Below are 23,015 nucleotides of genomic sequence, written 5' to 3'. Positions count from 1 at the left end.
GCGCTACATGGGGCCGATGCGGATGCGTTCCAGTCCTCGGGCTGTCAACCGCAGCACATCGGCGCGCGGCGGACGGGCGGTGGCATCCCAGTCGCTCAGCACCACGCGCCGATAGCCGGGTGCCAGCACATGCTCGGCCGGGCGGTGCGTGTGGCCGTGCACCAGGGTGTGCGCACCCGCGGCTTGCAGCCAGGCGAGTGCGGCCGGGCCGTCGACGTCGGCATACGCTTCTCCGGCCTGCTTGTGCGCCTCGCTCTGCGCGCGCATGGCCTGCGCCTGCGCGCGGCGCTCGGCGAGCGGCTGCGCCAGGAAAGCCTGCTGCCATGCGCTGCTGCGTGCCAGGCGGCGAAAGCGCTGGTAGTCCACATCGCCCAGGCAGAGCAGGTCGCCATGGCTCAGCAGCAGGCGCTGCGTGCCAAAGATGAGCACAGCGGGGTCGGCCAGTCCGATGACGCCGGTGCGCTCGAAAAAAGAGGTGCCGACCAGAAAATCGCGGTTGCCGTGCATGAAGTACACGGGGCGTTGCTGCGCCGCAGCAGCGAGCCGCTCGGCCAGCGCCGCTTCGAAGCTGCCGGCTTCGTCGCAAGCGTCGTCACCCACCCAGACTTCGAACAGATCGCCCAGGATGAACAGCGCATCGGCCTGGCTGCCCGCCAGGTAGCGCTCGAAGCAGGCGAGGGTTGCAGGTTCGGCGGCCTGCAAATGCAGGTCGGAAAAAAAATCGACCGTGCGCCAGTGTGGTGGAGCGATGAGCTCCACTGCCTGGGGCACGGCCGTGTTCACGTGCGTGCTGCGTGAATCGGATCAGAGGGCGACCGCTTTTTCGATGACGACATCTTCCTTGGGCACGTCGTCATGGAAGCCCTTGCGCCCGGTTTTCACGGCCTTGATCTTGTCGACCACGTCTTTGCCGCCCACCACTTTGCCAAACACCGCGTAGCCCCAGCCTTGGGCGGAAGGCGCGGTGTGGTTCAGAAAACCGTTGTCGGCCACGTTGATGAAAAACTGCGAGCTGGCAGAGTGTGGGTCGCTGGTGCGCGCCATGGCCACTGTGTAGTTGTCGTTTTTCAGGCCGTTCTGCGCTTCGTTCTCGATGGCCGCGTCGGTGTCCTTCTGCGCCATGCCAGGCGCAAAACCACCGCCCTGGACCATGAAGCCGGGGATGACGCGGTGGAATATGGTGTTGTCGTAGTGGCCCTTGTTCACGTAGGAGAGGAAGTTGGCGACCGATTTGGGCGCCTTGTCCTGGTCAAGCTCCAGGGTGATGACGCCGTAGCCGGCAATGTGGAGTTCTACTTGGGGGTTGCTCATGGGAGTGCTTTCTTACTGGACCACGGTGGCCGAATGGATGGTGACGGGTGTGTTGGGGACGTTTTGGTACGGTCCCTTGTTGCTGACGGCGACGGCCTTGATTTTGTCCACCACCTCTTGGCCTTCCACGACCTTGCCGAACACGGCATAGCCGTGGCCGTCGGGCTGGGGGGCGTTGAGCATGGCGTTGTCGTTCACGTTGATGAAGAACTGCGCGGTGGCTGAATCCGGCGCGCTGGTGCGCGCCATGGCGATGGTGTATTTGTCGTTCTTGAGGCCATTCGAGGCTTCGAGGGGAATGGGGGCGTGCATGGGTTTTTGCACCATGTCGGGCGTGAAGCCTCCCCCCTGGATCATGAAGCCGTCGATCACGCGGTGGAAGATGGTGCCGTCGTAATGCTTCTCGCGTACGTACTGCAGGAAGTTGGCGACCGTCTTGGGCGCCTTGTCGGGGCTGAGTTGGACCACGATGTCGCCCATGGACGTGGTCAGCTTGACCTTGGGGGCCTCTGCGGCAGAGGCCAGTGTCGCTACGGAAAACATAGCTGTCAGCGCAAGCGCATTAAGCGCCAGAGCCAAATTTCTTCTAGAAATCATCCGATCACTCCTTCAAAAAATATTTGCCAGCGCTGGCCTAGGCGGCGCCAGTACTGGCGCTTGACCGGGCCGCTGCGGGCGCCTGCGGGGATTTCGGCAAAGGTGACCACCATGGTCTCGCTGCTGTCTTGCCAGTGCAGCGCTGATTTGTCCTTGAGTACCAGGGTACGGCCGCGCAGCGCCTGGAGGTCTTCCTGCAGCGTGGCGCGCCATTCGGTGATCGATTGGCTGCGCATCCCCTGAAAATCATAGGTGTAAAAGCCCAGCAGGCGCTGTAGGTCGCCTTCGGATTTGGCCTTGCTCCAAGCGTCGAGCACCTGGTTGAATGCCTGGCGCTCGCCCAGAACCCCCTGTGGCGTGACCCATTGCAGTTGCCTTGCGATCACCACCGGCGTGCTACGCGGCTCGACGGTTTTCAGGATGCGCTCCAGATCCGGGTTGGCGATGGCCACGCAGCCGTCCGTGGCTTGCGGTGCGCGCGAAAACTGGGCGCTGGGGGTGCCGTGCAGCCAGATGCCACTGCCGGTTTTGCCGCGGCGCTGGTCCAGTGCGTTGGGGTAGTTCAGCGGCAGCGCGCCCGAGCCGTACAGGTCGGCCAACTGCTTGGCGTCGAGTCGGCTGGTGATGTAGTACACGCCCAGCGGTGTGCGCTGATCGCCCTCGAACTCCTTTTCGGTGCCGAGCTTGCCCACCGATGCGTAGTAATCGGCCACCAGACGCAGGCCTTGCTTGCCGTTTTCAAACAAATACAGGCGCGAGCGCGAGGCATCCACGGCGATGGCATGGCGCGTGTGTTCAGAGATTTCGATAAAAGCTGCTGGGATGGCGCCAGCCGCTGGGCGCAGGCGCTCGGCGGCCACGCGCTGGCGTGATTCCTGGCGCAGTTCGGCCAAGGCCGTTGCTGCTTCGGGCGCGGGCGCCGCCACATCGCCAAACTGCGCCAGCGGGCGCGCGCGCGCGGCCAGCAGATCGCCCAGCGCCAGTTGCGCGAGTTGGAAGTTTGGAAAATCACGCGCCAGGCTCTGTGCCTGAGCCAAGGCTTCGTCGGCACGGCCCTGGGCTGTCAGCCGGTACACGCGAATCAGCCGCGTTTCGGCTGGATCGGCAAGGCCTGCAGCAGCCGCTTTTGGGATAGCCGCGACAGGTGCTGCGGCCGCCATGGGTGCGCGTCTGTGGACTGCAGTCCGCGTGGTTTTGGCCGCTGTTCGCTGGGCGTGGACGGCCTTTTTCGGCGCGGCGCGATGCGGCTCACGCGCCCAGCCAGGCAGTGCCGTCAGCACACCGGCAACGAGCAGCGCCGTGGCCATCCAGGCAGCGCCAGCGCTTGGCCAAGCGCGCAGTCGGCGCTCGTCTGGCGTGCTCAATGCAGGACGGCGGTGCAGCGAGTGCACCGCGGGAAAACGCGCTCTCGCATCAGCCGCCAGTGGATTCGCGCACGATGACCCAGCGGCCCTGGCTGCGTGCCAGCTCAAGGGTCTTGCGGCTGGTCACGTTCAGTGTGTCGGCGCTGTAGGCTTGGTGGAAGCGGGCGGTGGCTCGGTCGCCCTTGATGTTGACCGAGAGCTTGCTGATGGTGACCTGGATGTGCGACTTGCCCACGATGCGCGCTTCACGCTCTTTTTCCCAGGCCGCACGGCTTTGCTTGCCCGGCGGATCAAACTGCTTGCCGTAGGAGGACAAATAGTTCTTCATGTCGCGAGCCGACCAGGCGGCCGCCCAGGCCTTTACGGCGGCCTCCACATCTTGTTCTGCGGCGGTTTCGGCGCCGGACACTTTCGCGGCAGGCGGTTCTACGGATTCGGTGACAGGGGGGCGGGCCACCGGCGTCACGGGTATTGCGGACGGAGCCGGGGAGGCAGCGGGTGCCTTGGGCTCTGGGGCCGGAGCAGCGGGGACCACGGGGGCTGGCACCGGTGCGGGCTTGGCCGCAACTGGCGCAGGCGCAGGGGTGGGTGCAGCGGCCACCACGGTCGAAGTGCGCGTGTTGGCGGGCGTTGGACCCGCAGCGAACAGGCTGCGAATCAGCGCCAGCTTCGGGGTCAGGACCGCGCTGCTGTTGGCGTCGAGCTGCAAGGCCTTGTTGTAGGCCTGGGCAGCGAGCTTGGCGTAAATGTCACCCAGGTTCTCGTGCGCGGTCGAGTAGCTCGGGTTGGTGCGGATCGCCATTTCAAGGGCAGTGCGCGCCTTGTCGAGCTGGTTCTGGCCGGCATACAGCACGGCCAGGTTGTTGTAGGGCTCAGGCAGTTCGGGGTAGTCCTGCGTGAGCTGGGTGAAGGTGGCGATGGCGTCGCTTTGCTTGCCCGTATCTGCCTGTGCCACGCCGCGCAAGAAGCGCAATTGCGGATCTTTGGGCGTGCTTGCAAGCCGTTGGTCGACCTTGGCAAGCGCATCCGCCGCCTTGCCCGCTTTCAGCAGCGCCGTGATATCGGAGTATTCGTCCGCATGGACTGCGCCAGCGCACAGCAGCGCCGACAAAGCCACGAGACGCGCAAGGCGCACGAGCGGGAAAAGGGTGCGGCGTGAGGATGTCATGAAGGTCCGTGAGGTGGTCAGCCGAGGCCCGGACGGGCGCTTATACTGCGACGAATTGTAGCCGAGGGGGTGGTCATGGCGGAACCTTGCGCCTGTGTGGTACGCAGGCGCCGGCACGGCATTTGTGATGCGCGGATCGGGTCTGGCGTGCGCCTTGCCCGCTAGCAGGTCCGTCCACCTGCGTGCTTCGCCCCCGTCACGCCCTGTCTTCCCCAACCTAATCTCCATGAGTCTGCGCATCTACAACACGCTCTCGCGTGCCCTGGAAGAGTTTTCCCCGATCGAGCCTGGCCATGTGCGCATGTACGTCTGCGGCATGACCATCTACGACCTGTGCCACATCGGCCATGCCCGCATGATGATGGCGTTTGACGTGGTGCAGCGCTGGCTGCGCGCCAGCGGGTACCGCGTCACGTACGTGCGCAACATTACCGACATCGACGACAAGATCATCCGCCGCGCACTGGATCGCGGCATCACGATCCGCGCGTTGACCGACGAGATGATCGGCGCCATGCATGCTGACATCGCCAAGCTCGGCATTGAGCCGCCTGATATTGAGCCGCGCGCCACCGAATACGTGCCGCAAATGCTCTCGCTCATCGGTACGCTCGAAGGCAAGGGCCTGGCCTACCGGGCCGAGAGCGGCGACGTGAACTACGCAGTGCGCAAGTTCCCCGGCTACGGCAAGCTCTCGGGCAAGTCGCTGGACGAGCTGCGTGCAGGCGAACGCGTGGCGGTTCAGGATGGCAAGAACGATCCGCTCGACTTCGTGCTCTGGAAGTCCGCCAAGGCGGACGAGCCGCCTGAAGCGAAATGGGACAGCCGCTTTGGCGCCGGGCGCCCCGGCTGGCACATCGAATGCTCGGCCATGAGCTGCGCCACGCTGGGCGAGACCTTCGATATCCACGGCGGCGGCGCCGACCTGCAGTTCCCGCACCACGAGAACGAGATTGCGCAGAGCGAAGGGGCTCACGGCAAGCCGCTGGCGCGCTTCTGGGTCCACAACGGTTTTGTGCGCGTGGACAACGAGAAGATGTCCAAGAGCCTGGGCAACTTCTTCACCATCCGCGATGTGCTGGAAAAGCACGATTACCGGCCCGAAACCCTGCGCTTCTTCCTGGTGCGCAGCCACTACCGCAGCGCGCTCAACTACAGCGACGTTCATTTGAACGACGCCCACCAGGCGCTCAAGCGTTTGTACACAGCGCTCGATGCAGTGCCGCCTGAAGATGGAGGCGGGATTGACTGGGCAGATCCACATGCTGCGCGTTTCAAGGCAGCGATGGACGAGGATTTCGGTACGCCCGAGGCTGTCGCGGTGCTCTTCGATCTGGCCGGTGACGTGAATCGCAGCCGCTCGCCACAGGCAGCCGGCCTGCTCAAGGCGTTGGGCGGCTGCTTGGGGCTGCTGCAGGGTAAGCCGTCGGACTTCTTGAAGGGGCGCATTGTTCAAGTTGAAGGTGCCTCGGTATTTGCTGCCGGGAAACCCACAGCAAGCAACGCCTTGTCTGAACCACAAATCCAGGAACAGATCGCAGCGCGCGCCGCTGCCAAGGCCGAAAAAAACTACGCCGAGGCCGACCGCATCCGTGCGGCCTTGCTGGCCCAGGGCATCGTCCTCAAGGACAGCGCCACCGGCACCACCTGGGAAGCCGCTTCATGAGAAAAAATATAAGTAGAAATGGCACGCAGCGCAATAAGGACAAGCGGTGAGTGCTTCTAAAGTAATAGCGACTGCGGCAACGCTCGACCTGGCAACGCCAGAGTATTGGTCCCAGGCGCGCACGCATCTGATGAAAAAAGATCGGGTGATGAAGCGCCTGATTCCGCAGTTCGGCGAGACCTGCCTGCAGACGCGGGGCGATGCCTTCGTCACGCTGGCGCGCAGCATCGTCGGCCAGCAGATTTCGGTGAAGGCCGCGCAAACCGTGTGGGACCGCTTTGCGCTGCTGGCGCCCACGCTCACGCCGCCCGACGTACTGCGCCTGAAAATCGACGACATGCGCGCTGCCGGCCTGTCGGCGCGCAAGGTGGAATACCTCGTAGACTTGGCGCTGCACTTCGACGGCAACAAGCTGCATGTCGATGCCTGGCAGGCCATGGACGACGAGGCCATCATTGCCGAGCTGGTGGCGGTGCGCGGCATTGGCCGCTGGACGGCCGAGATGTTTCTCATCTTCCACCTCATGCGCCCCAACGTGCTGCCGCTCGATGATGTCGGCCTGCTCAACGGCATCAGCCGCAACTACTTCTCGGGCGACCCGGTCAGCCGCAGCGATGCGCGCGAAGTGGCACAGGCCTGGAAGCCCTGGTGCAGCGTAGCCACTTGGTATATTTGGCGCTCGCTGGACCCCCTGCCGGTCGCTTACTGAGCCGCTTCCCGCAGCCACGCGCCCCGCGCGCAAGGAACAACACATGGCGAAAAAGACATTTCTGGATTTCGAAAACCCCATTGCCGAGCTCGAATCCAAGATCGAAGAGCTGCGCTACGTGCAGAACGAGAGCGCGGTCGATATTTCGGAGGAAATCGACCAACTGAGCAAGAAAAGCCAGCAGCTCACCAAGGACATCTATTCCGACCTGACGCCGTGGCAGATCACCAAGATTGCCCGCCATCCCGAGCGACCCTACACGCTCGATTATGTGCAGAGCCTTTTCACGGATTTCGTCGAAATGCACGGCGACCGGCATTTTTCCGACGACAAATCCATTGTGGGCGGCTTGGCGCGCTTCAACGGCCATGCCTGCATGGTGCTGGGCCACCAGAAGGGGCGCGACACCAAAGAGCGTGCGCTGCGCAACTTCGGCATGACGCGCCCTGAAGGCTACCGCAAGGCACTTCGCCTGATGAAAACAGCGGAGAAATTCGGTCTGCCAGTGTTCACCTTTGTCGATACGCCGGGCGCGTTCCCGGGCATCGACGCCGAAGAGCGTGGCCAGTCGGAAGCCATTGGCCGCAACATCTACGAGATGGCACAACTCGAAGTGCCCATCATCACCACCATCATCGGCGAGGGCGGCTCGGGCGGCGCGCTGGCGCTCAGCGTCTGTGACCAGTTGCTGATGCTGCAGTACGCCATCTACTCCGTCATCAGCCCCGAGGGTTGCGCCTCCATCCTGTGGAAGACCAGCGACAAGGCCCAGGATGCGGCCGAGGCGCTGGGCATCACTGCGCACCGGCTCAAGGCGCTGGGCCTGGTGGACAAGATCGTCAACGAGCCCGTAGGCGGCGCACACCGCGACCCCAAGCAGATGTCCGCCTTCCTCAAACGTGCGCTGGGCGACGCTTTCCGCCAGCTCGCCGACCTCAAGGTCAAAGAACTGATCGACCGGCGCTACGCCCGTTTGCAAAGCTACGGGCGCTTTACGGACACCAAGGCCGACAGCCGCTGAGCGCGACGCGGCACCAATGCCGCGTGGTCCTTGTGGTGCGATATGCCGCCATCCTTTGCGCAAGCGCTTGCCAGCTTCCAGCCGGCACTGCCCTTGGCGGTGGGCCTGAGCGGCGGCGCAGATTCGACGGCCCTGCTGATCGCTTGCGCCGAGCGCTGGCCCGGAGAGGTCTGCGCCCTCCACGTGCACCACGGCCTGCAGGCCGCGGCAGACGACTTCGCTGCGCATTGCCAAGCGCTGTGTGAGCGCCTGGCGGTGCCGCTGCAGGTGGCACGCGTGAGCGCCGGCGCAGCGTCTGGCCAAAGCCCGGAAGACGCGGCGCGCATTGCAAGATACAAGGCTTTTGAGGCTATAGCGCTTACTGGTATTGCGGGTGCAGCTATTGCTTCAATAGCATTGGCGCACCACGCTGACGACCAGGTCGAAACCTTGCTATTGGCCCTCTCGCGCGGTGCGGGTCTTCCGGGCCTCGCCGCCATGCCGGCGCAGTGGCAGCGCGCCGGCATCGCCTGGCACCGCCCTTTGCTGGGCGTGCCGGGCAGGGCGGTGCGTGAGTGGCTGCGCGCGCGCGGCGAGGGCTGGGTGGAAGATCCGACCAACACCGACCTGCGCTTTACCCGCAACCGCATTCGCGCTGAGCTTCTGCCCGCGCTCGAAGCCTGCTTTCCCGCCTTTCGCGAAACGTTCGCCCGCAGCAGTGCGCACGCCGCGCAGGCACAGCAGTTGCTGCTTGAAGTCGCCCGGCAGGACTTGGCCACCGTGGGCACCCCGCCACGGATTCGCTTGCTGCAGCAGCTCAGCACCGCGCGCCAGGCCAATGTGCTGCGCCATTGGCTGGCGAGCTGCCACCGCTGCACACCCAGTGCGGCGCAGCTTGCCGAACTGCAGCGCCAGATTGCCGCCTGCACCACGCGCGGGCACCGCATCGAGATCAAAGTGGGCCTGGGTTTTGTGCGGCGCAGCAACGACCGGCTTGATTGGTACAATTCGCCGGTTTTGGCCCCCTAAGCAAGAGAGCCGGCGGCGCCCCCCAAAACGCCTTGCAATCTGCGCCGCACATTCCGGTTCCCGTCGCAACGACTTCCCAATGTCCTTGATAGTTCACAAATACGGCGGCACGTCCATGGGCTCGCCCGAGCGCATTCGCAACGTGGCGCGGCGCGTCACCAAATGGGCGCGCGCTGGCCACCAGATCGTGGTGGTGCCCAGCGCCATGAGCGGCGAGACCAACCGCCTGCTGGGCTTGGCGGCCGAGCTCGCCCCGGCGCGCGCAACGACCGAGTACCACCGCGAACTCGACATGCTGGCCGCCACCGGCGAGCAGGCGTCCTCCGCTTTGCTGGCCATTGCGCTGCAAGCCGAGGGCATGCCCTCGGTCAGCTACGCCGGCTGGCAAGTACCCGTGCGCACCGACAGCAGCCATACCAAGGCACGCATCGAATCGATTGACGACCAGCGCGTGCGCGCCGACCTGGACGCAGGCCGTGTGGTCATCGTCACCGGCTTTCAGGGTATTGACGAACTGGGCAACATCACCACCCTCGGGCGCGGTGGGTCGGACACCTCAGCGGTGGCCATTGCCGCCGCCATGGGTGCTGACGAATGCCTCATTTATACCGATGTCGATGGCGTGTACACCACCGATCCGCGCGTGGTGCCCGCCGCCCGGCGCCTGACCACCGTGAGCTTCGAAGAGATGCTTGAAATGGCCAGCCTGGGCAGCAAGGTGCTGCAGATCCGCTCGGTGGAGTTTGCCGGCAAATACAAAGTGCCCATGCGGGTGCTTTCGAGCTTTACTCCCTGGGACATCGACTTGGCTGAAGAGGCGCAGTCGGGCACATTGATCACTTTTGAGGAAGACGAAAAAATGGAACAAGCCGTCGTATCCGGCATCGCATTCAACCGCGGCGAAGCCAAAGTTTCGGTGCTGGGCGTGCCCGACTCTCCCGGCATGGCCTTTCGCATCCTGGGCCCGGTGGCCGACGCCAACATTGAGGTGGACGTCATCATTCAGAACATCAGCAAGGACGGCAAGGCCGACTTCAGCTTCACGGTGAGCCAGTCCGACTTTGCCCGCACGCTAGACCTGCTGCGCGAGACCGTGCTGCCTGAACTTGGCGCCAAGGAAGTGGTCGGCGACCCCAACATCTGCAAGGTCAGCATCGTCGGCATCGGCATGCGCAGCCATGTGGGCGTGGCAAGCAAGATGTTCCGCGTGTTGAGCGAAGAGGGCATCAACATCCAGATGATTTCTACGTCCGAGATCAAGACATCGGTCGTCATCGACGAAAAGTACCTGGAACTGGCCGTGCGCGCCCTGCACACCGCCTTTGGCCTGGACCAGGAAACCGCCTGACACTACCCCGCTGCTTGCTGGAAGGCCTCTTGTCTTCGGGCATAATAGCGGGATTGGAAACGTGACCGAGTGGCCGAAGGTGCTCCCCTGCTAAGGGAGTATGGGGTGTAGAGCCTCATCGAGGGTTCGAATCCCTCCGTTTCCGCCAAGATAAAGCCTAAGTGATCGATTCACTTAGGCTTTTTTCTTTGGTCGCTTGCTCCGGCCGCCGCAGCAACACGGCGCCAATCGCCACCACCACGCACACCATGGCCGCCATGTCCTGCCAATGGGGCCATTCGCCCACGATGAGTGGCGCGCTCAAGATGCCGATGAGGGGCACGGCCATCACGCTCATGGCGCTGGTGGCCGCCGGCAGCTCCCGCGCCAGCGCAAACCAGATCACCTGCGCCGCGCCATAGTTGATCAGCACGCTCCATACCAGACTCACCCACACCGACGTGCTGAAATGCCAGTGCTGGGGCGGCTCCAGCGCCACCGCGAGCAGCACGATCACCACCGCCGACAAAGCCATCATCCACACCACCAGCGTCTCTGCGGGCAGCGTCAGGTGCGCGCGGCGCATCCAGATTGTGCCCAGCGCCCAGCAGAGCGCCGCCCCCTGCATCCAGGCAATACCCACCGGTCGGCCCGCCAGGTGGGCCCACTCGTTCCAGAGCAAAAGCGCAATGCCCGTAAGCACCGCCACCACGGCGAGCACCAGGCGCGGGGTCAGCTTGTCGCGGTACAGCAGCACGCCCAGCAGCACCGTCCACACGGGCATGGTGAAACCGAGGATGGCGGCGCGCCCGGCCGGCAGGTGCGCGACGCCGATAATGGACAACGCGTGCCAGCCCAGGATGTTGGGCAGCCCCAGCACCACTACGGTTCGCCATTCCGAACGCCCCCTGGGGAGCAGGCGAATGCCTTGCCTCCCGAAATACCCCGCCAGCACCAGCGCGCCGACTCCCATGGTCAGCCCCCGAAAATAGAGCGGACTGATCTCGCGCAGCGCGAGCTTCATCACTGGCCAGTTCAACCCCCACATCAGGGTGAGCAGAACGAGGCCAATGAGTTGGCGGCGGGAGAGGGGTGTCATGGAGGAGGCGCTGCGTGCACTAACGCACGAGTGTCCTTGATTTTCGGCGGGTGTGACCTTGCAGGAAGTTTCGGGGGTGACAGCGCGGGTAGCCAAATGCCTAGAGCCCGAACAGGTCTTACACATGCCGCTTCGGCAGCGCCGCTGCCAGCCCTGTATCGGCTTGTGCATCGGCTTGGGCGTGCAGTGCGTCGAGCACATGGCAGTGTGCGTCGTCGGTGCCGTCGCAGCGGCTGCGCAGGGCGCGCAGGTCTTGCTCCAGCGCCTGCAGTTCCTTGCGGCGGGCGCGCACGTGGGCGAGGTGCTCGTCCAGCGTGTGGCAGGCCGCATGCGTGTCGGTGGGCGGCTGGGCGTTGAGCGCCACCAGCGTGCGCACTTCGCCCAGCGACATGTCCATGGCGCGGCACAGGCGAATGAAGCGCAGGCGGTGCACGTCGGCGGCACTGTAGAGGCGGTAGCGGTTGTCCGCGCGTGCGCCGGGCGGCAGCAGCTGCTCTTTCTCGTAAAAGCGGATGTTGGCGGCCGACACGCCCGAGCGGCGCGCGGCCTCGCCAATGCGCCACGCGGCGGTGTCGTGCAAGGGCATGGCTTGACCTTCAAGTGGCTTCATGGATTCCAATGGTGCCATTGCGGCCTTCAACCGCGTTGATTGCAAGGATTTCATGCCAGTCGAGCCCACCACCGCACGCCCCGCCGGCCCGCGCATTTCGCTTTCCTGCTGCTCCACGGAGGATGGTGGATGCGCATCGACCGCGAACCCGGCGCGCCGCAGCGCCAAGTGTTCAGGCGAGGGCGACGCCTCCGTTGGTGCGCACGCAGGCCACGAGCACGTGCACGATCACAGCCACGGGGATGGCGACGGCCACGACCACAGTGCGCTGCCGGGCTGGGCGCGCATTGGCGCCGGGCTGCTTGCGGCGACCGGGGCAGAGCTGCTGCACTTGCTGGGGCCGGATACCTGGCCTTGGCATACAGGTGGCATGTTGTTGGCCGCGGTGGCCATCCTGCTGGCGGGCCTGGGCGTCTACCAAAGCGGCGTCCGCTCGTTGGTGCGGGGGCAGTTGGGCATCAGCGCGCTCATGGCGGTGGCGGTGACCGGCGCCTTCGCCATCGGCCAGTGGCCTGAGGCGGCCATGGTGATGGCGCTGTACGCACTGGCCGAGCGCATCGAAGAGGGCGCGGTGGGGCGGGCACGCCATGCCATTGGCGCCTTGCTGGCGCTCAGCCCGGACCAGGCCGAAGTCCAAGGCGCAGACGGCCAGTGGCGCAGCGTGCCCGCCACCGACGTGGCGCTGGGCGACACGGTGCGCATTCGTCCTGGGGGCCGGGTGCCGCTGGACGGCAGCGTGACGCGCGGCACCAGCGCGGTGGACGAATCCAGCGTCACGGGCGAAAGCCTGGCCGTGGACAAAGCCCTGGGCGACGCGCTGTTTGCCGGCACCCTCAACGCCCACGCCGAGCTGGAGATGCGCGTGACGGCGGCATCAGGCCACACCACGCTCGACCGCATCATCCGCGCGGTGGAGGATGCACAGGCTACGCGCGCGCCCACGCAGCGCCTGGTGGACCGCTTTGCTGCCGTGTATACGCCGGCAGTGTTTGCTATCGCTGTGCTGGTGGCCGTGGTCGCGCCGTTGCTGCTCGGCTGGGCTTGGCTGGACGCCATCTACCGCGCGCTGGTCTTGTTGGTGATCGCCTGCCCGTGCGCACTGGTGCTCTCGACCCCCGTCACCGTGGTCAGTGGCCTGGCCGCCGCAGCGCGGCGCGGCATTTTGATCAAGGGCGGGGCCTGGCTGGAGCAGGCGCGGGGCATTCGCGCCGTGGCCTTTGACAAGACCGGCACCATCACCACTGGCCGACCGGTGCTGGTGGGGCAGAGCGCTTTTGGCAGCGACGCGGCGCACGACGTGGCGCTGGCGCTGGCCCGCCGCTCGGACCACCCGGTATCGCAGGCGATTGCGCTCGGACTGGGCCCGCAACAAGGCGCCTTGCCAGAGGTGATCGATTTCACCGCGCAGGCCGGGCGCGGCGTGGAGGGCTGGGTGGGCGGCGAGCGCTGGACCCTGGGCAACCGGCGCTGGATGCGTGAGCTGGGCCTGTGGACCGAGACGGTGGAGGCCGCTGCCGCCGAGCACGAGGCGCAGGGCCGCAGCGTCACCTTCCTGGCCGAGCGCGGCGCGGTGCGCGCGCTGTTTGCCGTGGCCGACACCCTGCGCCCGCAGGCCATTGCAGCGGTGGCCGAGCTGCGCGCCCTGGGCATCACGCCCATCATGCTCACTGGCGACCATGGCGCTGCGGCGCAAACCGCTGCCCGCGCGGCTGGCATCGACGAGGTGCAGGCCGACCTGCTGCCCGAGCACAAGCAGGGCGCCATCGCCGCCTTGCAAAAACTGCACGGCATGACGGCCATGGCGGGCGATGGCATCAACGACGCGCCCGCTCTGGCGCAGGCCGACATCGGTTTTGCCATGGGCGCCGCCGGCACCGACGTGGCCATGGAAACCGCCGACGTGGTGATCATGAACGACGACCTGCGCCGTGTGGCCGAGACGGTGCGCCTCTCGCGCCGCACACACCAGGTGCTGGTGCAGAACATCGCGCTGGCGCTGGGCATCAAGCTGCTGTTTCTGGCACTGGCACTGGCCGGGCAGGCCACGATGTGGATGGCGGTGTTCGCCGACATGGGCGCCAGCCTGCTGGTGGTGGCCAATGGCCTGCGCATGCTGCGCGCGGAACCCGCGCAGGGCCAGGGTGCACACTGAGAAATATAGGTGAAATATCCCTCTAGCGCTTATGCATATTGCGCAAGCAGCTATAAAAATCATTGCAACAACCTGTGCGATGCGGAACCACTTGGCGCCTGGCGTGCTCCATGCAGCCATGCGCCGTTTGTTTGCCTGTCTTGCCGTCTCTCTGCTGGTGCTGCGCATGCTCCTGGGCGCCGATGTGGCAATGGCGGCCGGTGAGCGTTGCGACCAAGCAGCAGTCGCCACCGTGTCCCCGCACTGCGCCCATGGTGGAGCGGTATCCGTTCTGAGCAATGCCTGCACGGACTGCGCGGTCTGCCACGCGGTAGCGCTGCCTTTGTCGGTGGCGGCGGTGCCCGCGCGTTCGGGCGCTCAATTGCCCGCTGCGCAGGCCAATGGGGCTTTTGCCAGTGCGCCCGTGGCGATGGCCCTCAAACCGCCCATTGCGCACCGCATCGGCTGAGCCGAAACTTCGCATTCCGGGCGCACCGGCCGTGGTCGGATGTTTCGGCGATTCACCGGTTTCCCTCGATTTCAGCCGTGCCCATGGCTGCCCATGTGCAGCAGCGCGGCGTCTCGCCCAAACTTCAGTATTCAAGGAATTTTCATGTCCCAGATCTTTTCAACTGTATCCGCGCTTCTGCCTTCGGCGACCGGCACCCTTCCTGCCAAGGCACCCCCAATGCCACGTCGGCACCTGTTGGCTGCATGTGGCCTTCTCGGCGCGGCCATCGTGGCCCCGCGATTGGCACGCGCCGCCACCGACCCCTTGGCCGTCGAGGTCTGGAAAGACCCGAGCTGCGGCTGCTGCAAGGATTGGGTCGCCCACATGCAGGACAACGGCTTTTCCGTCACCGTGCACGAGAGCGGCAACAACGCCGTGCGCACCCGGCTGGGCCTGCCGCAAAAGCTCGGCTCGTGCCACACGGCACTGGTCGGCGGCTACCTTCTGGAAGGCCATGTGCCTGCGGGCGATGTGCGCAAGCTGCTGGCGCAAAAACCCAAGGCCTTGGGGCTGGCCGTGCCGGGGATGCCGGTGGGATCGCCCGGCATGGATGGCGCGGTCTACGGCGGCCGGCGCGACCCGTACGACGTGCTGCTGGTGGCCCGCGATGGCGGTACCCGCGTGTTCAGCAGCTACCGCTGAGAGAAAAAGAGCCCGGCGGCCGCGAAGCCGGCCCCGGGCTTGTCAGCTTGCCTCGGCCCTGGATTTGAGCAAGGCGTACAGCTCATCTTTGAGTTGCAGCTTCTGCTTCTTGAGCACTTCAATCTCCAGATCGGCCGAAGGGCCGGTTTCGGCCACCAACTGCGCAATTTTCTCGTCCAGATGGTTGTGCTTGTCGAACAGGCGGGTGAAGTGGTGGTCGGTGTTTTTGAGTCGGGTGATCAGGTCGCGGTATTCAGGGAACATCGTTGCTCTTTCCTTCGACGGGTTGCCCGGGGAGTTCGGGAAGTGCCTTGCCCAAGCCCACTATAAACCGCTGCGTCCTTGTTCCGGGGCGGCGGCTCATTCGTCAAGCGATGCGCTCCAGCGGCTGCCCCAGTCGCGCACCTTGTCGATGTCTCGGCGATCCCGCTTGGTCGGGCGGCCTTCGTGCAGCGCCGCAGCGGGCTCCGGTGCCAGGCGCTGGCGCTCGGCCGCCGCTGCGCGCGCCGCCAGGCTCTCGGGGGTTTCTTCGTACAGCAACTGCGCCACGGGTGCCGGTCCGCGCACGTGGCTTACGCCGTTGACTAGCACCGTGCGCGGCACCTGGCCCTGGCGCAAGTCCACTGTATCGCCGGGCCGTACCTCGCGCGAAGCCTTGGTCACGGCGCCATTGACGCGCACGCGCCCTTTGGCAATTTCCTCGGCGGCGAGGCTGCGCGTCTTGAAAAAGCGCGCGCACCACAGCCATTTGTCGATGCGCACGGTCTGGGCTTTGTCCATAGTGCGCATTTTGCTTCGCTGAGCGCGGCGGTGCCCGGCAAGTGAGGCGAGAAAATAATAAAAAATAGCCTCTAGCGCTTAATGGATAAGCGTTAGAAGCTATCAAAACAATAGTTTTTCCGGGTCCATGCTACCGGGCGTTACCATCCGCCCATGGATGCGCTTGCCCCCGACACCCCCGCGCTGCCGCTCGATGCCCAAGGCATTCTCGAGCTGGCGGCGCGCTCGATGTTTCATTTGTTCTCCAGCGTCAGCCAGGGCATGTTCCTGGTGGATTTGCGCGGGCGCATCGTCTGGGTGAACGAGGGCTACCAGCGGTTTTTGCCAGAGCTCGGGCTGGCCCATGTGGACCAGTTCCTGGGGCGCATGGTCGAAGACGTCATCCCCAACACGCAGATGCGCCGCGTGCTGGAGACGGGCGAAGCCGTACTGATCGACCTGCTCACCAACCGCGCCGGCACCTTCGTGGTCAGCCGTATTCCGCTGCGCGGCGACGACGACCGTGTGATTGGCGCCATCGGCATCGTGCTGTTCGACCACCCCGAGACCACGCTCCAGCCGCTGATCAGCAAGTTCGCCTTGCTGCAGCGCGACCTGGACGACGCACGGCGCGAGCTGGCCGAGCAGCGCGGGCGCCAGTTGCGCGCCGGCAGCGGCGATGGCACGCGCCGCGCCCGCCATACCTTTGCCAGCTTTGTCGGCTCCAGCCCGGCCGCGGCAGAGGTCAAGCGCCAGGCACGGCGCGCGGCCCAGTCCACCAGCCCGGTGCTGCTGCTGGGCGAGACCGGCACCGGCAAGGAGCTGCTGGCGCATGCCATACACGCCGCTTCCAGCCGTGCGGCCGGGCCGTTTGTCAGCGTGAACATTGCCGCCGTGCCCGACACGCTGCTGGAGGCCGAATTCTTCGGCGTGGCGCCCGGCGCCTACACCGGCGCCGACCGCAAGGCACGCGACGGCAAGTTCAAGCTGGCCGATGGTGGCACGCTGTTTCTCGACGAGATCGGCGACATGCCGCAAAACCTGCAGGCCAAGCTCTTGCGCGCGCTTCAGGAGGGCGAGATCGAGCCGCTGGGCTCCAACCAGCTGGTGCCGTTTGATGTGCGCGTGGTGGCCGCCACTTCGCGTGACCTGGGCGCGCTGGTGCGGGACGGCAAGTTCCGCGAAGACCTGTACTACCGCCTGCACGTGCTGCCGCTGCGCGTGCCGCCGCTGCGTGAGCGGCGCAGCGACATTCCCGCGCTGGTGGAAGTGCTGGGCGAAGACATGGCGCTGAGGAACGGCACCGCCACGCCGGAGCTGCGCCCCGACGCGCTGGCGCTGCTCATGGGCCAGCCCTGGCGCGGCAACATTCGCGAGCTGCGCAACGTCCTGGAGCAGGCCGCCATGCGCAGCGATTCGGACAGCATCGATGCCGAACAGCTCACCCGCATCCTGCGCGAGACCGGCGTCGAGCCCGCTGCCCCGGTGCCGGAACCTGCGCCGCAAGAAGGCGAGGGCGCCTGGTTGCGCCCTCTGGCCGAGCAGGTTGCCGAAGTGGAGCGGCGTGCCATCGCGGCGGCGCTGGCGGCATCGGGCGGGAACAAGCTGGCGGCAGCGCGGCGGCTGGGAATTTCCCGCGCCACGCTGTACGGGCGTCTGGAAAACCCTGAGCTAAATTCAGGCAATTGACTGAAAAACAGACATTTTGATTGTCTGAAAATTGAACATATCGCAGGGCGCGGCGCCAGGTTACCTTTGTGAATCAACATCTTGCAGTCTGGCACGCTATGTGCACAGAATGCAGGCATCACTATAGGAGGCATTCCATGCAACGTCGCTCTCTCGTCGCGCTCGCGGCCCTCGCCGCCACGGTATCCGTATCCGCTTTTGCGGCCGATGAAATCCGCATTGCCCACGTTTACAGCAAGACGGGCCCGCTCGAAGCCTACGGCAAGCAGACCCAGACGGGCTTGATGATGGGCCTGGAATACGCCACCGGCGGCACCATGGTGGTGGCAGGCAAGAAAATTGTGCTGATCGAGCGCGACGACCAGGGCAAGCCAGACCTGGGCAAGAGCCTGCTGGCCGCCGCCTATGCGGACGACAAGGCCGACATCGCCGTCGGCCCCACCTCGTCGGGCGTCGCGCTGGCCATGCTGCCCGTGGCGGAGGAATACAAGAAGATTCTGCTGGTCGAGCCCGCCGTGGCCGATTCGATCACCGGCGACAAGTGGAACAAGTACATCTTCCGCACCGGCCGCAACTCCAGTCAGGACGCCATCAGCAACGCCACGGCCATGGACAAGGATGGCGTTACCGTGGCAACGTTGGCGCAGGACTACGCGTTTGGTCGCGACGGTGTGAAAGCCTTCAAGACTGCGCTCAAGCACGCCAAGATCACGCACGAAGAGTATCTGCCGCAGAACACCACCGACTTCACGGCCGGTATTCAGCGCATTGTGGATGCATTGAAGGACAAGCCCGGCCGCAAAGCCATCGAGGTGATCTGGGCCGGCGGGACGCCGCCCTTCAACGCCCTGGCCGCGCAAGACCTGAAGAAGCGCTACGGGATTGAGGTGTTCACGGGCGGCAACATCCTGCCCGCCATGGCGAGCTACAAGAACTTCCCCGGCATGGAAGGCGCCACCTACTACTACTTCGGTATTCCCAAGAACGCCGTGAACGATGCCCTGGTGGCCGCGCACTACAAGGCATTCAAGACCCCGCCAGACTTCTTCACCGCCGGTGGTTTCTCGGCCGCCATGGCGCTGGTGACGGCGCTCAAGAAGACCAACGGCGACACCGGCACGAACAAGCTGATCAAAACCATGGAAGGCATGAGCTTCGACACGCCCAAGGGCAAGATGACCTTCCGCAAGGAAGACCACCAGGCGATGCAGAGCATGTACCACTTCAAGATCAAGAACGACCCGGCCTTCGCCTGGGGCGTGCCGGAGCTGGTGCACGAGATCAAGCCCGAAGAAATGGATATTCCGATCCGAAACAACCGGTGAGCATCCCCCTGAGCGGCTTTGCCGCTTCCCCCTTCTCTCGCAACGCTGCGCGTTGCGGGAAGGGGGACGACGCCAGCGCGGCGGGGCGGCCCTTGCGCGGCGTCCGCTGGCCTAGGCCAGGCCTGGGCTGAATGCCGCGCCCAGTTGTTACAGATTTCCTAGCTGCAAGTGCTTATGCAATAAGCGCTGGAGCCATTTTTTACCCAAAATTTTGCGCCATGCTTGAAACCCGAGACCTGACCATCCGCTTCGGTGGCCACGTGGCCGTCAATGCGGTGAGCTGCGCCTTCGCGCCTGGCACGCTGACGGCCATCGTCGGCCCGAACGGGGCGGGCAAGACGACCTATTTCAACCTGATCTCCGGCCAGCTCAAAGCGTCCAAGGGGCAGGTGCTGCTGGGCGGGCGCGAACTTTCGGGCTTGTCGGTGCCCGAGCGTGCGCGGGCTGGCCTGGGCCGGGCATTCCAGTTGACCAACCTGTTCCCGCAACTGACGGTGCAGGAAAACGTGCGCCTGGCGGTACAGGCGACCCAGGAGGGCCGCCACCGGCGCGGGCTGAACCTGTGGAGCATCTGGAGCGACCATGCCGGCTTGATTGCGCAAGCCGACGCCATCCTCGCCAGCGTGGCGCTGCAGGAGCGCGCCGACACCCCCGTGGCCAGCCTGCCGCACGGCGACCAGCGCAAGCTCGAAGTGGCGCTGTTGATGGCGCTGGACCCGCAGGTCTACATGTTTGACGAACCCACGGCCGGCATGAGCCACGACGAGGCGCCGGTGATCCTGAACCTGATTCGCGAGCTGAAAAAAGACAAGACCAAGATCATCCTGCTGGTGGAGCACAAGATGGACGTGGTGCGCGAACTGGCCGACCGCATCATCGTGCTCACCAACGGCACGCTGGTGGCCGATGGCTTGCCCGCCGAGGTGATTGCCTCGCCCGTGGTGCAAGAGGCCTATCTGGGCGTGGCGCAGACCGATGGGCAAGAGGTGGCCGCATGAGCGCTGCAACGACCTCCAGCGCCGCGCCGCTGCTCGAACTCTCGGGCGTGCACACGCATATAGCGGCGTACCACATCCTGCATGGCGTCAACCTCGCCGTACCGCGCGGCGAAGTCACCATGCTGCTCGGACGCAATGGCGCCGGCAAAACGACGACGCTGCGCACCACCATGGGCCTGTGGCGCGCCTCGCAGGGCACGGTGAAGTTCGCCGGGCAGGACATCACGCGCCTGGCCACGCCGCAGATCGCCGGCCTGGGCATCGCCTACGTCCCCGAGAACATGGGCATCTTCGCCGACCTGACGGTGAAGGACAACATGGTGCTCGCCGCACGCGGCGCGCGCACCGCCGCGCAGATCGACGCCGAACGCCTGGCCTGGATTTTTCAGCTTTTCCCGGCGGTGGAGAAGTTCTGGAACCACCCGGCCGGCAAGCTCTCGGGTGGGCAGAAACAGATGCTGGCGGTGGCCCGCGCCATTGTCGAGCCGCGCGAGCTGCTCATCGTGGACGAGCCCAGCAAAGGCCTTGCCCCCGCCATCATCAACAACATGATCGACGCGTTCGATCAGCTCAAAAAGCGCGGCGTGACCATCCTGCTGGTCGAGCAGAACATCAACTTCGCCAAACGCCTGGGCGACAGCGTGGCAGTCATGGACAACGGCGTCGTCGTGCACGCTGGCCGCATGGCGGCGCTGGCGCAGAACGAGGCGCTGCAGCGCTCGCTGCTGGGGTTGGCGTTATGAATTTTGATATTTTCTTGCCTCTAGCGCTTATTGCGCCTGCGCAACCAGCTATGAAATCAATAGTGAAGCGTTCATTCACCGGAGGTGCAGCATGAACTGGCGTGAACTCGACTGGAAGCCGCTCGCCCTGGTGCCCGTGCTGGCGCTGGCGGTGCTGCCCTTCATCGGCTCGCCTTCGACCTGGCTCACGCTCACCGTGGCGGGCCTGGCGATGGGCATGATCATTTTCATCATCGCGTCGGGCCTGACGCTGGTCTTCGGCCTGATGGACGTGCTCAACTTCGGCCATGGCGTGTTCATTGCGCTGGGCGCCTTTGTCGCCGTCAGCGTGCTGGGCAGCCTAGGCGACTGGACCGGCTCGCAGGACCTGTGGCGCAACCTGGTGGCCGTGATTCCCGCCATGCTCGTGGCCATGCTGGTGGCGGGCGCCGTCGGCCTGGCGTTCGAGCGCTTCATCGTGCGGCCGGTGTACGGCCAGCACTTGAAGCAGATCCTCATCACCATGGGCGGGATGATCATCGGTGAAGAAATCATCAAGATGGTCTGGGGCCCGGCGCAGATTCCGCTGCCGCTGCCGGCCGGCATGCAGGGTTCGCTCTTCATCGGCGACGCCGCCATCGAGAAATACCGGCTGATTGCCGTGGTCGTGGGCCTGCTGGTGTTCGGCGCGCTGGCCTGGACCTTGGCGCGGACCAAAGTCGGCCTCTTGATCCGCGCAGGCGTGCAAGACCGCGAGATGGTCGAGTCGCTCGGCTACCGCATCCGGCGCCTGTTCATCGGCGTGTTCGTCGCCGGCAGCGCGCTCGCGGGCCTGGGCGGCGTGATGTGGGGCCTGTACCAGCAGAGCGTGATTCCGCAGATGGGCGCGCAGGTCAACGTGCTGATTTTCATCGTCATCATCATCGGCGGGCTGGGCAGCACGGGCGGTGCGCTGATTGGTGCGCTGCTGGTCGGGCTGATGGCGAATTACACCGGCTTTCTCGTGCCGAAGGTGGCGCTGTTTTCGAACATTGCGCTGATGGTGGCCATCCTGCTCTGGCGGCCCCAGGGCGTGTATCCGGTCACCAATCGATGACCCCCCTGAGTCGCTGCGCGCCTTCCCCCCAAGGGGACGCCGCCCGTGCGGCGGGGCGGCCCTTGCACGGCGGCTGCTGGTGTGGGCCACGCCCTTCGCAGGCTCAGTCGTCAGTGCACAGCGCCATGGATTACTAAAAGGCAAGTTCCCATGTTGAACCGAATCCTCTCCGGCGACTACCCGCGCAGCCGCGTGCTGACCGTGGTGCTGGTCGCCATCTTCCTCGGGCTGGCGTTTGCGCCCTTCCTGTTCCCCGGCGTCAAAGCGCTGTCGGTCGCGGCCAAGGTGCTGGTCTTTGTCGTGCTGGTGGCCAGCTTCGATTTGCTGCTGGGCTACACCGGCATCGTGAGCTTTGCGCACACCATGTTCTTTGGTATCGGTGCCTACGGCGTGGCGGTGGCCAGCACGCGCATGGGCGCCGGCTGGGCAGCACTGGCGGTGGGCATCCTGGGGGCGTTGGTGCTGTCCTTCGTGCTGGCGCTCGCCGTCGGCCTGTTCTCGCTGCGGGTGCGCGCCATCTTCTTTGCCATGATCACGCTGGCCGTGGCGGCAGCGTTCCAGACGCTGGCGTCGCAGCTTTTCGAGATTACCGGCGGCGAGGACGGCCTGACCTTCCGCCTGCCAGAGCTGCTCTCGCCCAGCCACGAGTTTGCCGAAGACCCGTTCCTGGGCGTGTCGCTTGATGGGCGGCTGCTGACGTATTACCTGCTGTTCGTTACGGCAGTGGTCCTGGTGCTGGCACTGCTGCGCATCGTCAACTCGCCCTTTGGCCGGGTGCTGCAGGCCATTCGCGAAAACGAGTTCCGCGCCGAAGCCATTGGCTACCGCGTGGTGGTGTACCGCACGCTCTCGTCCGTGCTGTCTGCGTTGTTTGCCTGCCTGGCCGGCGCCATGCTGGCGATCTGGCTGCGCTACAACGGGCCGGACACCTCGCTGTCGTTTGAAATCATGATCGACGTGCTGCTGATCGTCGTCATCGGCGGCATGGGCACCATTTACGGCGCTGCCATCGGTGCCGTGCTGTTCCTCGTCGCCCAGAGCTACCTGCAGGACTTGCTGCGCCTGGGCCACGAGGCCGCGAGCAGCCTGCCCTGGCTGGCGGCCTTGCTCTCGCCTGACCGCTGGTTGCTTTGGCTGGGCGTGCTGTTCGTGCTCTCGGTCTATTACTTTCCCACCGGGGTCGTCGGCCGACTGCGCGCCAGCGCGGCAGGGCGCAGCGGCGCCTGATTTTTGTTCTTCGCGTTCCACCAAAAAACCACCAG

At 65.2% G+C, this 23,015-nt stretch carries 23 protein-coding genes and 1 tRNA gene; 15 read left to right on the top strand and 9 right to left on the bottom strand.

Features of this window, described 5'->3' with window-relative positions; genetic code table 11:
* Positions 1-3 precede the first annotated feature (3 nt).
* The 5 genes from D3F03_RS04705 to D3F03_RS04685 are packed head-to-tail and all read right to left on the bottom strand — an operon-like array spanning position 4 to position 4,440.
* Positions 4-783 carry a UDP-2,3-diacylglucosamine diphosphatase gene (locus D3F03_RS04705; RefSeq protein WP_119108145.1) on the bottom strand — a complete coding sequence of 260 codons (780 nt, stop codon included), beginning with the start codon at positions 781-783 and terminating at the stop codon, positions 4-6.
* A 21-nt stretch (positions 784-804) separates the two neighbouring features.
* Positions 805-1,311, bottom strand: a complete 507-nt coding sequence (locus tag D3F03_RS04700; RefSeq protein ID WP_119108144.1) for a peptidylprolyl isomerase — start codon at positions 1,309-1,311, stop codon at positions 805-807.
* Positions 1,312-1,323: 12 nt separating this feature from the next.
* Positions 1,324-1,908, bottom strand: coding sequence for a peptidylprolyl isomerase (locus D3F03_RS04695; RefSeq protein ID WP_119108143.1), 585 nt, complete (start codon positions 1,906-1,908; stop codon positions 1,324-1,326).
* The gene (locus D3F03_RS04690) at positions 1,905-3,272 is read right to left on the bottom strand and encodes a L,D-transpeptidase family protein (RefSeq protein WP_245960493.1); all 1,368 of its coding nucleotides are present in this window, start codon (positions 3,270-3,272) and stop codon (positions 1,905-1,907) included. Before D3F03_RS04690 ends, D3F03_RS04695 begins: the two co-directional genes overlap by 4 nt.
* Positions 3,273-3,321: 49 nt before the next feature.
* Complete coding sequence (locus D3F03_RS04685) at positions 3,322-4,440, bottom strand: L,D-transpeptidase Cds6 family protein (protein WP_119108142.1); 1,119 nt, start codon at positions 4,438-4,440, stop codon at positions 3,322-3,324.
* Between the two features lie 226 nt (positions 4,441-4,666).
* Here D3F03_RS04685 and cysS point away from each other — a divergent pair, with 226 nt between their 5' ends.
* The 6 genes from cysS to D3F03_RS04655 all read left to right on the top strand — a co-directional run bounded on the left by cysS (position 4,667) and on the right by D3F03_RS04655 (position 10,340).
* The gene (gene cysS / locus D3F03_RS04680; protein WP_119108141.1) at positions 4,667-6,106 is read left to right on the top strand and encodes a cysteine--tRNA ligase; all 1,440 of its coding nucleotides are present in this window, start codon (positions 4,667-4,669) and stop codon (positions 6,104-6,106) included.
* Positions 6,107-6,152: 46 nt separating this feature from the next.
* Positions 6,153-6,815 (top strand): DNA-3-methyladenine glycosylase family protein, encoded by a 663-nt coding sequence (locus D3F03_RS04675; RefSeq protein WP_245960492.1) that lies wholly within the window; start codon positions 6,153-6,155, stop codon positions 6,813-6,815.
* Positions 6,816-6,858: 43 nt separating this feature from the next.
* Positions 6,859-7,836, top strand: a complete 978-nt coding sequence (locus D3F03_RS04670; protein ID WP_119108139.1) for an acetyl-CoA carboxylase carboxyltransferase subunit alpha — start codon at positions 6,859-6,861, stop codon at positions 7,834-7,836.
* A gap of 42 nt (positions 7,837-7,878) precedes the next feature.
* Positions 7,879-8,844: a tRNA lysidine(34) synthetase TilS gene (gene tilS, locus D3F03_RS04665; RefSeq protein ID WP_119108138.1), complete on the top strand. Its 966-nt coding sequence runs from the start codon at positions 7,879-7,881 to the stop codon at positions 8,842-8,844.
* A 79-nt stretch (positions 8,845-8,923) separates the two neighbouring features.
* Positions 8,924-10,192 carry an aspartate kinase gene (locus tag D3F03_RS04660; protein ID WP_119108137.1) on the top strand — a complete coding sequence of 423 codons (1,269 nt, stop codon included), beginning with the start codon at positions 8,924-8,926 and terminating at the stop codon, positions 10,190-10,192.
* A gap of 55 nt (positions 10,193-10,247) precedes the next feature.
* Positions 10,248-10,340, top strand: a tRNA-Ser gene (locus tag D3F03_RS04655).
* 9 nt (positions 10,341-10,349) lie between these two features.
* Here D3F03_RS04655 and D3F03_RS04650 read toward each other — a convergent pair.
* Positions 10,350-11,270 carry a DMT family transporter gene (locus tag D3F03_RS04650; RefSeq protein ID WP_119108136.1) on the bottom strand — a complete coding sequence of 307 codons (921 nt, stop codon included), beginning with the start codon at positions 11,268-11,270 and terminating at the stop codon, positions 10,350-10,352.
* 118 nt (positions 11,271-11,388) lie between these two features.
* Positions 11,389-11,856, bottom strand: coding sequence for a Cd(II)/Pb(II)-responsive transcriptional regulator (locus D3F03_RS04645; RefSeq protein ID WP_119108574.1), 468 nt, complete (start codon positions 11,854-11,856; stop codon positions 11,389-11,391).
* 22 nt (positions 11,857-11,878) lie between these two features.
* Between D3F03_RS04645 and D3F03_RS04640 the strand changes: the two genes are divergently transcribed.
* From D3F03_RS04640 to D3F03_RS04630, 3 genes are all read left to right on the top strand, one after another.
* Positions 11,879-14,032, top strand: coding sequence for a heavy metal translocating P-type ATPase (locus tag D3F03_RS04640; protein WP_245960491.1), 2,154 nt, complete (start codon positions 11,879-11,881; stop codon positions 14,030-14,032).
* Between the two features lie 79 nt (positions 14,033-14,111).
* A complete protein-coding gene (locus tag D3F03_RS04635) occupies positions 14,112-14,480 on the top strand; it encodes a hypothetical protein (protein ID WP_119108135.1) in 369 nt (122 codons plus the stop codon).
* Positions 14,481-14,699: 219 nt separating this feature from the next.
* Complete coding sequence (locus tag D3F03_RS04630; RefSeq protein ID WP_119108134.1) at positions 14,700-15,164, top strand: DUF411 domain-containing protein; 465 nt, start codon at positions 14,700-14,702, stop codon at positions 15,162-15,164.
* Between the two features lie 42 nt (positions 15,165-15,206).
* Here D3F03_RS04630 and D3F03_RS04625 read toward each other — a convergent pair whose 3' ends face one another.
* Positions 15,207-15,428, bottom strand: coding sequence for an HP1242/YdcH family protein (locus D3F03_RS04625; protein ID WP_119108133.1), 222 nt, complete (start codon positions 15,426-15,428; stop codon positions 15,207-15,209).
* Positions 15,429-15,524: 96 nt separating this feature from the next.
* On the bottom strand, positions 15,525-15,944 hold the full coding sequence (locus D3F03_RS04620) for an RNA-binding S4 domain-containing protein (RefSeq protein ID WP_119108572.1): 420 nt from the start codon (positions 15,942-15,944) through the stop codon (positions 15,525-15,527).
* A gap of 153 nt (positions 15,945-16,097) precedes the next feature.
* Between D3F03_RS04620 and D3F03_RS04615 the strand changes: the two genes are divergently transcribed.
* From D3F03_RS04615 to D3F03_RS04585, 6 genes are all read left to right on the top strand, one after another.
* Positions 16,098-17,612 carry a sigma-54 interaction domain-containing protein gene (locus D3F03_RS04615; RefSeq protein ID WP_119108132.1) on the top strand — a complete coding sequence of 505 codons (1,515 nt, stop codon included), beginning with the start codon at positions 16,098-16,100 and terminating at the stop codon, positions 17,610-17,612.
* A 137-nt stretch (positions 17,613-17,749) separates the two neighbouring features.
* Positions 17,750-18,937, top strand: coding sequence for a substrate-binding domain-containing protein (locus D3F03_RS04610; RefSeq protein ID WP_119108131.1), 1,188 nt, complete (start codon positions 17,750-17,752; stop codon positions 18,935-18,937).
* A gap of 218 nt (positions 18,938-19,155) precedes the next feature.
* Positions 19,156-19,935 (top strand): ABC transporter ATP-binding protein, encoded by a 780-nt coding sequence (locus D3F03_RS04605; protein ID WP_119108130.1) that lies wholly within the window; start codon positions 19,156-19,158, stop codon positions 19,933-19,935.
* Positions 19,932-20,678, top strand: coding sequence for an ABC transporter ATP-binding protein (locus D3F03_RS04600; RefSeq protein ID WP_119108129.1), 747 nt, complete (start codon positions 19,932-19,934; stop codon positions 20,676-20,678). Before D3F03_RS04605 ends, D3F03_RS04600 begins: the two co-directional genes overlap by 4 nt.
* 91 nt (positions 20,679-20,769) lie before the next feature.
* Positions 20,770-21,753 (top strand): branched-chain amino acid ABC transporter permease, encoded by a 984-nt coding sequence (locus D3F03_RS04595; RefSeq protein ID WP_119108128.1) that lies wholly within the window; start codon positions 20,770-20,772, stop codon positions 21,751-21,753.
* 150 nt (positions 21,754-21,903) lie between these two features.
* Positions 21,904-22,980 (top strand): branched-chain amino acid ABC transporter permease, encoded by a 1,077-nt coding sequence (locus tag D3F03_RS04585; protein WP_119108127.1) that lies wholly within the window; start codon positions 21,904-21,906, stop codon positions 22,978-22,980.
* The last annotated feature ends 35 nt before the right edge of the window (positions 22,981-23,015 follow it).

Source organism: Simplicispira hankyongi, from assembly GCF_003570885.1.
GTDB lineage: Bacteria > Pseudomonadota > Gammaproteobacteria > Burkholderiales > Burkholderiaceae_C > Simplicispira > Simplicispira hankyongi.
The sequence above is the reverse complement of the archived record's forward strand: the minus strand, read 5'-3'. Positions and strand labels throughout refer to the sequence as shown.

Bases quoted from the DNA above. Each gene is read 5' to 3' on its own strand.
- D3F03_RS04700 (WP_119108144.1), bottom strand. From the start codon at position 1,311: ATGAGCAACCCCCAAGTAGAACTCCACATTGCCGGCTACGGCGTCATC.
- D3F03_RS04695 (WP_119108143.1), bottom strand. From the start codon at position 1,908: ATGATTTCTAGAAGAAATTTGGCTCTGGCGCTTAATGCGCTTGCGCTG.
- D3F03_RS04685 (WP_119108142.1), bottom strand. From the start codon at position 4,440: ATGACATCCTCACGCCGCACCCTTTTCCCGCTCGTGCGCCTTGCGCGT.
- cysS (WP_119108141.1), top strand. From the start codon at position 4,667: ATGAGTCTGCGCATCTACAACACGCTCTCGCGTGCCCTGGAAGAGTTT.
- D3F03_RS04670 (WP_119108139.1), top strand. From the start codon at position 6,859: ATGGCGAAAAAGACATTTCTGGATTTCGAAAACCCCATTGCCGAGCTC.
- tilS (WP_119108138.1), top strand. From the start codon at position 7,879: ATGCCGCCATCCTTTGCGCAAGCGCTTGCCAGCTTCCAGCCGGCACTG.
- D3F03_RS04660 (WP_119108137.1), top strand. From the start codon at position 8,924: ATGTCCTTGATAGTTCACAAATACGGCGGCACGTCCATGGGCTCGCCC.
- D3F03_RS04650 (WP_119108136.1), bottom strand. From the start codon at position 11,270: ATGACACCCCTCTCCCGCCGCCAACTCATTGGCCTCGTTCTGCTCACC.
- D3F03_RS04645 (WP_119108574.1), bottom strand. From the start codon at position 11,856: ATGCCCTTGCACGACACCGCCGCGTGGCGCATTGGCGAGGCCGCGCGC.
- D3F03_RS04640 (WP_245960491.1), top strand. From the start codon at position 11,879: ATGGATTCCAATGGTGCCATTGCGGCCTTCAACCGCGTTGATTGCAAG.
- D3F03_RS04635 (WP_119108135.1), top strand. From the start codon at position 14,112: ATGCGGAACCACTTGGCGCCTGGCGTGCTCCATGCAGCCATGCGCCGT.
- D3F03_RS04630 (WP_119108134.1), top strand. From the start codon at position 14,700: ATGCCACGTCGGCACCTGTTGGCTGCATGTGGCCTTCTCGGCGCGGCC.
- D3F03_RS04625 (WP_119108133.1), bottom strand. From the start codon at position 15,428: ATGTTCCCTGAATACCGCGACCTGATCACCCGACTCAAAAACACCGAC.
- D3F03_RS04620 (WP_119108572.1), bottom strand. From the start codon at position 15,944: ATGGACAAAGCCCAGACCGTGCGCATCGACAAATGGCTGTGGTGCGCG.
- D3F03_RS04615 (WP_119108132.1), top strand. From the start codon at position 16,098: ATGGATGCGCTTGCCCCCGACACCCCCGCGCTGCCGCTCGATGCCCAA.
- D3F03_RS04610 (WP_119108131.1), top strand. From the start codon at position 17,750: ATGCAACGTCGCTCTCTCGTCGCGCTCGCGGCCCTCGCCGCCACGGTA.
- D3F03_RS04605 (WP_119108130.1), top strand. From the start codon at position 19,156: ATGCTTGAAACCCGAGACCTGACCATCCGCTTCGGTGGCCACGTGGCC.
- D3F03_RS04600 (WP_119108129.1), top strand. From the start codon at position 19,932: ATGAGCGCTGCAACGACCTCCAGCGCCGCGCCGCTGCTCGAACTCTCG.
- D3F03_RS04595 (WP_119108128.1), top strand. From the start codon at position 20,770: ATGAACTGGCGTGAACTCGACTGGAAGCCGCTCGCCCTGGTGCCCGTG.
- D3F03_RS04585 (WP_119108127.1), top strand. From the start codon at position 21,904: ATGTTGAACCGAATCCTCTCCGGCGACTACCCGCGCAGCCGCGTGCTG.